The sequence below is a fragment of the Dehalococcoidia bacterium genome, from assembly GCA_028711995.1.
Classification (GTDB): Bacteria; Chloroflexota; Dehalococcoidia; order SZUA-161; family SpSt-899; genus JAQTRE01.
In genome coordinates this window covers 1-9,796 of the sequence record JAQTRE010000111.1, presented here as the reverse complement: position 1 = coordinate 9,796, position 9,796 = coordinate 1, and the positions used below count along the sequence as shown (strand labels likewise).

Genomic DNA, 9,796 nt, shown 5'->3' with positions numbered 1-9,796 from the left:
CTTCTCCCTCAGCGACCACACCCTTCCCTTTGAAGGCCGGTGTGTAGGGAGTGGATGTGATTGAGGTGCCTGGTAGTGTTTGCTGCAATCCCGTCCCGCTGAATCGCAGCCTGCCGAATCCTTCAATCGGCACGGCGCCGGCGGACTTCTCCCCGGATATCAGCATTTCGGTTACGGTTTCCATAGCTTGCCGTGTTGCCAGCGCTTCATCCGACAGACCCGCAGACACCTTCGCAATATCCGCCGGGGAATACGATCCCCGCCACGCCGTGGCCAGCGGTACCCGCCCGGGATACAGGGCAGATTCGTATGGGGTTCCCACCGCTTTGATCGTCTGCACCGGGTGCCGGAGTACGTTGTAGGGGGTCGTAACAGCCCCCCGCGCCGTTACAATCGTCTCATTCAATATTGCCCGGGGAATACTTGTTCCGGCCTTGACCGTCGCCGATACACCCTTAACCATGGGGAAGACTATTAAGGCCTCTGTACCGACACTGAGCAATGATACTGGGTCAAAGAAACCTCGGTCTTGGATTGTATGCCATGTTCCCACTGGGCTCGCTTCGGTTATTAATGTCTTGGTGGTCCCCCAAGGGTCGGCCTTGAAAGCCGTCCACAACTTTCCTTCGGGCCCCATCTCGTACTTCGACAGTACCACCTCCTGGAAATGGGGGTCCAGTTCATCGAAGGTCATATTTTGGAGTATGGGGCTGTCCGTATGTTCCAGCGCCCGGCTGATGAGCTTCTGTTGCGCCTCTGGTGACTCGGAGAGGAAACGCTCCTTGATCGTTCGCGTGTCCTCGCTGGCAGGAAGATTATACAGCGGCTGCCCGTCTTCCTCTCCGGCATATGTGGCCTTTTTCGGGATGATTGGTTCACCATCTTCACCAACCCGATTCTGAAGGATGTGAAAACGCTCCTCAGGAGAGGCAGCCGCATATTCCGCTTCATCATCTGAACATCCCAGTGAGACCAGTTCTTTCTTGACCTGGCTCTTGCTCTGACCTTTATTCAGTAAGTCCGCCGCCATCCGGTTATAGTCGACCGGCCTTGGCCTATCACCGAGCACCGGGCCAATGAGTTTATACGGCTCCAGTTTTTGCTCGCGCTCAACGCCCTGATCAATCGCTTCCTGAGCGTCTTTGTAGGCAGCAACATCATATCCGGCATCTATGAACGTGCTGACATGCACTCCGTTCTTGATCGCCTGGAGGAAACCTCCCTCATGCTCAATCTCACTCAAGGCCCGCTCCTGCTTCTTTGCATTCGTCAGAGCCTCTTGGCCAAAAACAGTGCGGATGTCATCGGCTGAAACGCCTGCCCGGATAGCGGCCACCAAATCAAAGGTGGTTTGCCCGTTCTTCTCCTCTTTGATTCTAGCCTTCTCGATGTTTGCGAGCGCAGAAGTGTATTTCGCTTGGTCTGCAATAGCCTGCTGATTTTCCTTGATCTGGTCTTTACTGAACCCGGCAGCCTCCAGGTCTTTGGCTTTGACGCCGTGCCGGAGCGCCTGGACAATGTTATAGGAGCCGTCAGGATTCTTGTACTGTCCCAGCTTGGCTTCGGCCTGCGCCTGCCACTTTTGAAGGTCTGCCGCCTGTTTTTCCTTGACGATGTTCAGCGCTTCCACGCCGGAAGATTTCAGCATGAGCTTGTCATCCCGTGACAGCTTGGAAAACTGCTCGACAAACGAACTGTCCTTGTTGGTGCGCTTCTTGGTGACGTCATATCCGGCGGCCACCAGATCGGAGGGCTTGACGCCGGCTGCCAGTGCCTGGCCGGCGTCCTTGTACTTCGAAAGATCGGGGACCTCCCCGCGCAGGTTGACCGGAGCCATCCCTTCCCAGGTAACAGGACCGGATGCTTTGGCCAGTTGCGTGGCCTGCTCTTCGGCGGAGAGTTGGTGGAATGAGGGGTAATCGATGTGGGTGGGCGGCATGTTCTGGAATACCAGCCCGCCTGCAGCCTGCGCCTGCTGGCTGATCTGTTTCTGCTGGCCCTCAGGCAGTGTTTTCCAGTAGTTATAGTCAATGTTCGTCGGCATTATAGTGCTCCTTACACTTGGGTGGAGATGTTATATGCCCTCCCCTATGACAGCCCTCCAATCAAAATCGAGATTACTCGCGCCGGGGTCGGCATTCACATGGATGGTAAACTGCGTTGTCGTTAGTGTATCTACCCACCAAAAGGATACGGCGTTGGTCGGATTCTCCCTTGGGGTGATTTGCACTCTCGTGGGTGTAGTTACAAGTCCGTGATTGACTACAATGGATGTTCCACCGCTGGCTACTGTGGCCGTGCCTGAATTTGATGTAACATACCCGATGTTATCCAATATTTCCATGGTAGCAACGGCGCCAGATATACTGCCGACACTTCCAGCAAAATCATTATCAGTGATAAGCGCCTGTGTGATCGAGCCTCCATCAGCATCCAGGAAGCGCATACTCCAGTTCTGTGTTTTCACCTCTTGGTCGTCATATATGCGATTGGCAACGATAGATAATCCAGTTAATGTAAAGCCAGTCTTCGTTTCAATAAAGACTCCATCGTAGTCCATATTGCGAATGGTGTTGTCCCGAATCAAGATGTCTACTATCGACCGGTTGTTGGCTTCTACCCTAATACCCTGGCCTGCTGTGCCACCAATAATACGGTTCCCATTGATATTGACGCTATCAGAGTTCCAGGCATCAATAGGTGCGGCATCTGAAGCTGTTATTGTATTTTGGAGGATATCCACATCTTTAGGGAAGTACCGTGTGCCTCCCAACAACTTATCTATGATTTTGATCTGATCGCCATCAACTATGTTGTTCTCAATAGTAACGCTGCGGGCAGCCGTGATGCAGATAGCCCCATCGGTAGTACCTGATATGTTGTTTGAGGAGATCAGAATATCAGACAGATAAGCGTCTTCCGCTACAGGTACGTAGTCACGGGCTACATTAATTCCCCGAACCCCACCATCAACAGTGTTACTGATAAAGTGTATGTCTGTGGGGCATACCTCCCCAGTATGTACATGGGCATTGAACCCCTCCCGTGTACCCAGATTGAAAGCATAGTTGTTTACAAACCAGACGTTAGTTGGGCCATCATCAACCTCAAAGGCGCTTGACGAAGCTCCTGTTACGCCTGAAGAATTGCAGTTAACCACCCACACACCATCTGTCTCGGCTGTCCCAGCGGATCCTCCGGGTTCAGATGATCCATCACTTACCGAGAAGCCATCATCTCCCTGCGGATCTCGTGACACGCAATTCTGGATATATACTATCTGGCAGCGCACGGTGGCTATGTTGTGCGAGTATCCGTTCGCAACCTCTAGCTTGTCAATGGCACTGTCGGTCACCTTAACAAGGTGGACTACGCCTCCTTTCCCAGTTGAACCAGTTGTCCAATTAGCGTCTGCTGTGAGGTTGGAAATGACAATGTGATTATTTCCAACTACCCAATCACTGTTTGTAAGTATCTGGTAGTGCGTCCCTGTCCCTGAGCCAGTTATCGACGTAATACCAATTCCAGAACCAGTCAAGTGGGTATCGCTGGGAATAGTAATAGCTCCAGAAGTTGAAAAGTTGCCCTCTAACAACTGAACATTGCCGAGAAGCAGATAGGCATTGATCTCTATCTGGTCATCTATCCCATCACATACGAAATCTGCCTGCGCCTTTGCATGAGCTGGTGTGTCTAGAGCTGCGATGACATAGGTGGCCGAGCGTCCCGTGGGCGCAGTAACTGACGCCCCTACGATATCCCCATTCACCAGGGCATCCCCATCAACCTCCATATCTCCGGCTACGTCCAGGTTCCCGTCCTGATCCGCCAGGGCGACGTACCCCTGTCGGATCATCTCATTGCGGATATCGGTATAAGTGGCCTCGCTGGCCAACGCCATCAGGAGCGGGGTCACTGCCAGCAGCACGATAATCCCCGCAAAGGCAAGCAGCACGCTGATTGGGTTTTTCATACCTTCACCTCTCAAAACTTCGTATCCCCGCCTATCAGCTGAGAAAAACATCTCCAGGCGCATATCCCAGCCACCATAAACGCAGTCATCCCGTAGGCGGTCTCCACCTCCCACCAGACAGGGCTCACCAGGCCCGAGTAGAGTCCCGCGGTGAGCCACAGGAACGTCTCGTCTGTGCGATAGGCCATGTAGACCACAAACGCCAGCAATAATACTGCTGCCTCAGTCATGCGAGCACCTTCCCTCGTTTCACCTTTTTACCGCCAAGCGCGCCCGGAATTCCGCCACGCTCATCCCCCGGAGCGCTCCCGATCGGCATGGGCTCTTCCGGTTCACCCGGCGGCCGGTAATTCCCCCAGGGATCGATCACCATCTCCTGGCGGTTGACATTGACCTTCATCATGGCCTGCCAGATATCGACGGTTTCGTCCGTGTTGTAATACCTCCGGACCGGACGGCAGTCCAGCCATCCATGGTAGGTCACGCCTGAGCTTTCATAGGGAATCCCGGTGCTATACCCGGACAGGTCCATGACGATGTACCGCATATACTCTCCACTCTCTAACCCCATCTCTTTACCCCAGGGTGTGTGGTGCATGTCCTGACACATCACATGGAGGTCCGTCTGCCATCGGACCCGGTTGTCCACCCATTTCATGTTCTGGGCGGTATAGTAGACGGCCATCTGTTTCTTGCGGATCTGCTGGATGAACAAGCCGAAAATCTGAGAACCTTTCGACTGAAACTGCAGGGAATTGAACCAGACGGGGAGCTCATCGATGGCCAAGAGTTTGCCCTCAAGGGCCTCGCTGAAGGTGAGGAGATTCTCGTATTCCAACGGGCCGGACTTGAAGACTTTCAACTGCCCCTGGGACATCATCGGCCCTTTGATCTTGTAGTTACTGAGACATTCCTTGCCCCTGCGCATGTCCATCAGGGCCAGGAACGTCTGCAGGAGAGTCTTATCGCTGCCTCGGGGCCCGGTAAACGCAACCACCAGGGAGGACCCCTGCCCTGCGCTACCGTGGTCTCTGCTTGCAAAATACTCATCCGATATCCGTCCATCGGGGCTACTTGCTATCGTCATACTGCGCCTTCTGTTTCTGGTGTTGCTGTTTTTCCCACGCCTTATACTGCCGGTCATTCATGGTGGTGTTGGTATAAAGGCTCGGCGCGAGCACTTGAATTTCCGCCATCAGGGCCTCCATTCTGGACCGCCCCTTTACGGAGCACTTGGCGGCCAACAAGGCCCTCAGATCCGCCAAACCGTCCTCGAATCCGTATTTGACCAGTTTGCTGTAGAGCAATACCACTTGCCGGGCCTGCCGCTCATTCTCGAACACGGTCCGCATCAGCAGTTCGAGGGTATCCTTGCCGGGTTTTACAAAGGTATGCGCCTTGTCGCCGCTGCCCATGGCGTGGATCAAGTCTTGGGCAGCCAGGCGGTCATGGCCATTATTATTGCTGGGCTTCAATATTTCTGGCGGCATTTCATCCTCCCTGCACGTTGGTGAAGATCAGATAGAGGAAGAACAGGAGCACCACCAATATCCCGATCATCAAGGCAGTGTTGAGCTTCTCCATCAGCAGCTCTTCCATGCGATAGACGGGCCGCACCAATCGCCAGTCCAGCGCGGTGAATAGCCCCTCCGGGGAGTGTAGGGATGGAGGGAGCCCCTCCGGGGGTCCGGGCGGGATGTACCGCTCCAGTTCGCTGGTACTCCCCTCTTTGTACTGGGCCAGGTACACCCGAGTGCCCTCATATTTGTAAGCGGGGCCAATCGGCTCGCTTATGAATTTCTCGATGATCCGGTGGGGCGCCACAATCCATGTGCGGTATTGGGGTGCCGCTTCCTTCGTCTCCGGTTGAGGTGTCTCCTGCGTCTTTTTTCTGCCTAACATACCGCTCCTGTTTACGTCTGCACTTTCAGGTCGCCCCCCTGAATCAGGTTGGCGATCACCACAATCACGATCAGTAAGGTCACCGCCAGGGCGATGACCATGAACCCCTTGACCATCAGGTCCTTGCGAGTGTTCTTCTCCATGCCGGACATTTCCTTGCCGTACTCCTCCCGGATAATGTCCTGCACCGCTCCGGGTTTCCACGGCGATTCGCCGCGAACCCATAGAGGGGCGCTGTGTTCCGCGGACAACAGCATCACCAGTTCCCCGTTATTGAATTCCCTGAGGAGTTCCGTGGAGAATCCCCAGGCTCTCTCAGCCACCGCATCCTTCTGATATTTGCCCTCCACCGGCAGACAGACCCGTATAATCCGGCGGCCAGGCGTCAAAAATAGATTCACCTGCTCCGGCTTAGAGCCTGTTCTGGGTTTCGGTATCAACGGTATATTCACAAAAAACATTCCTCCCACGATCGCTGAGATGCACCTGGGGACTCTCCCGGTTGCTTAATACCGGTATTTACTGGCGTCGCCGCCGGACTGCTTGCTTTTCCGGGCCGTCCGAGCGCCGGTGAACACGAAAAAGCCGCCGCTGAAGATCATTCCAACGAAGATGATCAGCGGGGCAATCGAGACGAGCGACTCCAGGCCGGTATAGTCGGCCAGATTGGCATCATCCAGGATGGTCCCCGTCGCATCGAGAACGATCGGGAACATCGACAAGGCGATGACGATCAACACCAGGCCACCCACTACCTTTTTGACATTTGCGTCCATTTGAACCTCCTTTCTTCAGAATTTGATTTCGCTGTTGAATGGTTAGAATTTACTCCGAACGCCGGTGAAGACGCTCAAACCACCGGCAAACAGCAGACCGATGAAGATGATCATCGGGGCGATACCCACCATGCTGCCGAGACCGGTATAGTCTCCCAGGGCATCGGCCTCGTAGAGCACGGTCAACGTCCGGGTCTCAGACGCCGTCAGGCCGGAGACAGAGAGCGTGTGCGTGGCAGCTACATACGTACCGGCCACCGGCACGTCGGTTTCCAGGCTGGATGTGATGCTGGTGATATGCCCGTTGTCGTCATTCCACAGATCCCCGGTCAGCACCACGTTCGCCGTAGTCACAGCGACATCGGTGGTTACACCGGCAAACGAGTCCGTGGTGTCGTCGATCTGGATATCATGGGCTGCGCTGAGCACCATCGGGAACATCACAAACGCAATCATCACCGCCACGATCCCCATCACGATCCGCATCGTCGAATTACCCATTGGCTTACCTCCTTTCTTCAGATTTGGGTTTCCCCAGTTGTGGAGAGGATAGCAGAAGGTAAACCGTGCCTATGTGACTCCGAAGTCACACTTTAGGGAGCTATAATTACTTATACTTGCGGTGAAAGGAGATGATGTATGACGGTAAGTGCTCGGGTGGTCCAGACCTCCACCGTCACCGTAAAGGTGAAAACCCCTCCGCCGCATGTTGACCTCAGTCCATTGAGGGACAATGTCAACGCTCAATTGGTAGAGATATACAGCTCCCAAACGTTTGCGGAGGATGTCCGATATCTTCAACAGAATGGAATACCAGTTGCGGTGATCGGCAGGAGACTGGGAATCGATAGAGAGTTGATATATCGATGGATGAATGGCCAACCCACTAAGAACCCGGCTTACATCATGCTGATCCGGCAATGGGCTCAAGAATTACGTCAAAAGATCCAGGAACGGGACTCCGGCGGCTGTGGCGTTGCGGCATTTGTGCGCTGATCATCCTGACAGCGCTCCTGACGGCTTCCCCTGTCCACGCTGAAGATCCTCCCGCCCCGGACACCCTCCTGATCAACACCGCCATGGCGGTGAGGGACCTGGTGGAGGAGGGCGACTATCTCCTGGTGCTGCATTACACCATCGACTGGGATCTCGCCGAAGACCAGCCGGAGGATCCGGCCAACAAAACCTTCCTCATCCGGCTGATGGAGACTGACCAGAGCGAGGTGCTGGGGATCGCCTCCATTTACCCCTTCTTTGACTATGGGTATGGGGAGGGATGCGCCGCGATGTACTTCCCGGCGGATACCGCCCCGGAGTGGAACGGTGCTTACGTCATCCGGATCGAGACCAGTCCCAGCTACTGGGCAACCCCATCCATCACCACCATGACATTGACCTCTAACGAGTACAGCCCATTTGAGGGGCAGAGTGAAAACCAAACATGGCTCAAAGCGTACATTATCGACCTCGGTATCGAGCTGGAGTTTGCCTGGGACGCCCCGGGCGAGCTGATAACCCAGAGCGTTGGGATTGTCCTGGCAGAATCCGGGGAGATGTATTTTGAGGGCGCTATTACTGGCCTGCGGACGTTATGCCCTTCTCTGTTTCTGACCCAGGTCACCGTCCCCGGCGCCACCCCCAGAGAGTGGACTCAAACCAAAGCAGATGAGTACAAGGATCAGTGGGACGGCACCTTCGTGGAGGACGCCAACGACAGCCTGGATGACCTCTTCGGAAGCGCCTCGATGATGTGGAACCTGGTGGGTATGGGGCTGATGCTGGGGTGCATGACGGTATCCTCCACCAGGTTTCAGACCGCTCGGCCCGGGATGTTGTTGGGGTTTGTTCCGATCCCCATCCTGGCCCGGTTGGGGCTGTTTTCCCCTGCGTTTATGGCGGTGATCGTTTTCATGTTCGTTATCTATCTGGGGTATAACTTCTTCTGGAAGAGCGCCGGATAATGAAAAGGATGTTCATTCTTGCCTCAGTTCTGCTGGTCATGACCCTGATGATCCCGACAGTGGCTCTAGCCCTGGAGGGATACAGCTACTACTACAACGTCTCCTTCTACAACTCGGGTACATCTGAGATATCGGGGCGATTCCTGGTTCCCACCAATGCCAAGGCGCTGGTAGATGGCCACTACATCCAGGATGACGGCGAGGATGTGGCCGTCACCTATGGAGGCACCTCAGAGGATGTGGTGGCCTTAGGGTTGGATGAGGCAGGCTCGGTCAACTGGGCCATGGATTATCTCACCCTGGCTCCTTCCCAGACCAAGAACAAGACGATGTGGCTCGGTGACACAGACGCGGTCCGCGACCAGGCGTGGATTGGTATGGACGGGGATACCAACACTGTAGCCGATGCCGCCAGCCTGGACATCACCACGAATTTGACATTGCAAGCGGATGTGAACCTTCCGGCGCCGCCCACCTCCGAACAAAAGATTATCAGTAAGAACAACGCCTATGCATTAGTGGTTGATGCTACTGACTTTATCTTCAGAGCAACTAAATCTACTGCTACTTCAGCCACATTACGCCCAAATGCTGCGGGATATACAACAAATCTAACTGCTCAACCTGCTGTAGCTAATTATCTAAATGTAGATGAAGCAAGCACCGATGACTACTCAACTTATGTGCATACAGGAAGCACAAGTGTAGTAACAGACTCGTACTCATTAGATAATGGAACAATCCCTGCTGATGCAACTATTTCCTCTGTAACAGTATATTATCGAATTACAAATACTTATTCAGCATCTGGTGGAAGCTCACAGCCTTTCCTGTATCTAGGTGGGAATACTTCATTAGGTACTAGCGCAAACATAGTTAACAGCTTTACAACTAAGAGCGAAATTATCACCAGACCAGGTGGAGGCAGTTGGGCAGTCGCAGATATCGCATCACTGGAAGCCGGAATAAAGCTGTCTGCTATGGGAGGATTTGATTCTTTATGCACCCAGATTTATGTTGTTGTAACCTATTCGTATCCCACTTTCACGGAAGTATCGATTGGCGTTCCTGCAAAAAGGTAGCGCCTTGGTATTGAAGCTGATATTGGGATGCGATAGACTCAAGTTGAGGCTATTCGACTTGAGGTGAAGGGATGTTCAGAGAGAACCACAGGCATAAGCAGA

The 9,796-nt window shown here is 53.9% G+C and carries 12 protein-coding genes; 3 read left to right on the top strand and 9 right to left on the bottom strand.

Annotation, left to right across the window (positions count from 1 at the left end):
- From PHV74_12500 to PHV74_12460, 9 genes are all read right to left on the bottom strand, one after another.
- Positions 1-2,044 (bottom strand): hypothetical protein (locus tag PHV74_12500; GenBank protein ID MDD5095177.1); only part of this gene is annotated, 2,044 nt, incomplete at its 3' end.
- Between the two features lie 30 nt (positions 2,045-2,074).
- Complete coding sequence (locus PHV74_12495; protein MDD5095176.1) at positions 2,075-3,973, bottom strand: right-handed parallel beta-helix repeat-containing protein; 1,899 nt, start codon at positions 3,971-3,973, stop codon at positions 2,075-2,077.
- Positions 3,974-3,984: 11 nt separating this feature from the next.
- Positions 3,985-4,203, bottom strand: coding sequence for a hypothetical protein (locus PHV74_12490; protein MDD5095175.1), 219 nt, complete (start codon positions 4,201-4,203; stop codon positions 3,985-3,987).
- Positions 4,200-5,060: a hypothetical protein gene (locus tag PHV74_12485; GenBank protein MDD5095174.1), complete on the bottom strand. Its 861-nt coding sequence runs from the start codon at positions 5,058-5,060 to the stop codon at positions 4,200-4,202. Before PHV74_12485 ends, PHV74_12490 begins: the two co-directional genes overlap by 4 nt.
- Positions 5,044-5,463, bottom strand: a complete 420-nt coding sequence (locus tag PHV74_12480) for a hypothetical protein (protein MDD5095173.1) — start codon at positions 5,461-5,463, stop codon at positions 5,044-5,046. The genes PHV74_12485 and PHV74_12480 overlap by 17 nt, the downstream gene beginning before the upstream one ends.
- A 1-nt stretch (position 5,464) precedes the next feature.
- Positions 5,465-5,875: a hypothetical protein gene (locus tag PHV74_12475; GenBank protein ID MDD5095172.1), complete on the bottom strand. Its 411-nt coding sequence runs from the start codon at positions 5,873-5,875 to the stop codon at positions 5,465-5,467.
- 11 nt (positions 5,876-5,886) lie between these two features.
- On the bottom strand, positions 5,887-6,327 hold the full coding sequence (locus tag PHV74_12470) for a hypothetical protein (protein MDD5095171.1): 441 nt from the start codon (positions 6,325-6,327) through the stop codon (positions 5,887-5,889).
- A gap of 54 nt (positions 6,328-6,381) precedes the next feature.
- Complete coding sequence (locus tag PHV74_12465) at positions 6,382-6,651, bottom strand: hypothetical protein (GenBank protein MDD5095170.1); 270 nt, start codon at positions 6,649-6,651, stop codon at positions 6,382-6,384.
- Positions 6,652-6,693: 42 nt separating this feature from the next.
- Entirely contained in the window at positions 6,694-7,110 is a 417-nt protein-coding gene (locus tag PHV74_12460; GenBank protein ID MDD5095169.1) for a hypothetical protein, read from the bottom strand.
- A 180-nt stretch (positions 7,111-7,290) separates the two neighbouring features.
- On the opposite strand from PHV74_12460, the gene PHV74_12455 reads away from it, so the two are divergent.
- The 3 genes from PHV74_12455 (at position 7,291) to PHV74_12445 (ending at position 9,694) form a co-directional block, all read left to right on the top strand.
- On the top strand, positions 7,291-7,647 hold the full coding sequence (locus PHV74_12455; protein ID MDD5095168.1) for a hypothetical protein: 357 nt from the start codon (positions 7,291-7,293) through the stop codon (positions 7,645-7,647).
- 83 nt (positions 7,648-7,730) lie between these two features.
- Positions 7,731-8,612, top strand: coding sequence for a hypothetical protein (locus tag PHV74_12450; protein MDD5095167.1), 882 nt, complete (start codon positions 7,731-7,733; stop codon positions 8,610-8,612).
- Entirely contained in the window at positions 8,612-9,694 is a 1,083-nt protein-coding gene (locus tag PHV74_12445) for a hypothetical protein (protein MDD5095166.1), read from the top strand. Before PHV74_12450 ends, PHV74_12445 begins: the two co-directional genes overlap by 1 nt.
- Positions 9,695-9,796: the final 102 nt, after the last annotated feature.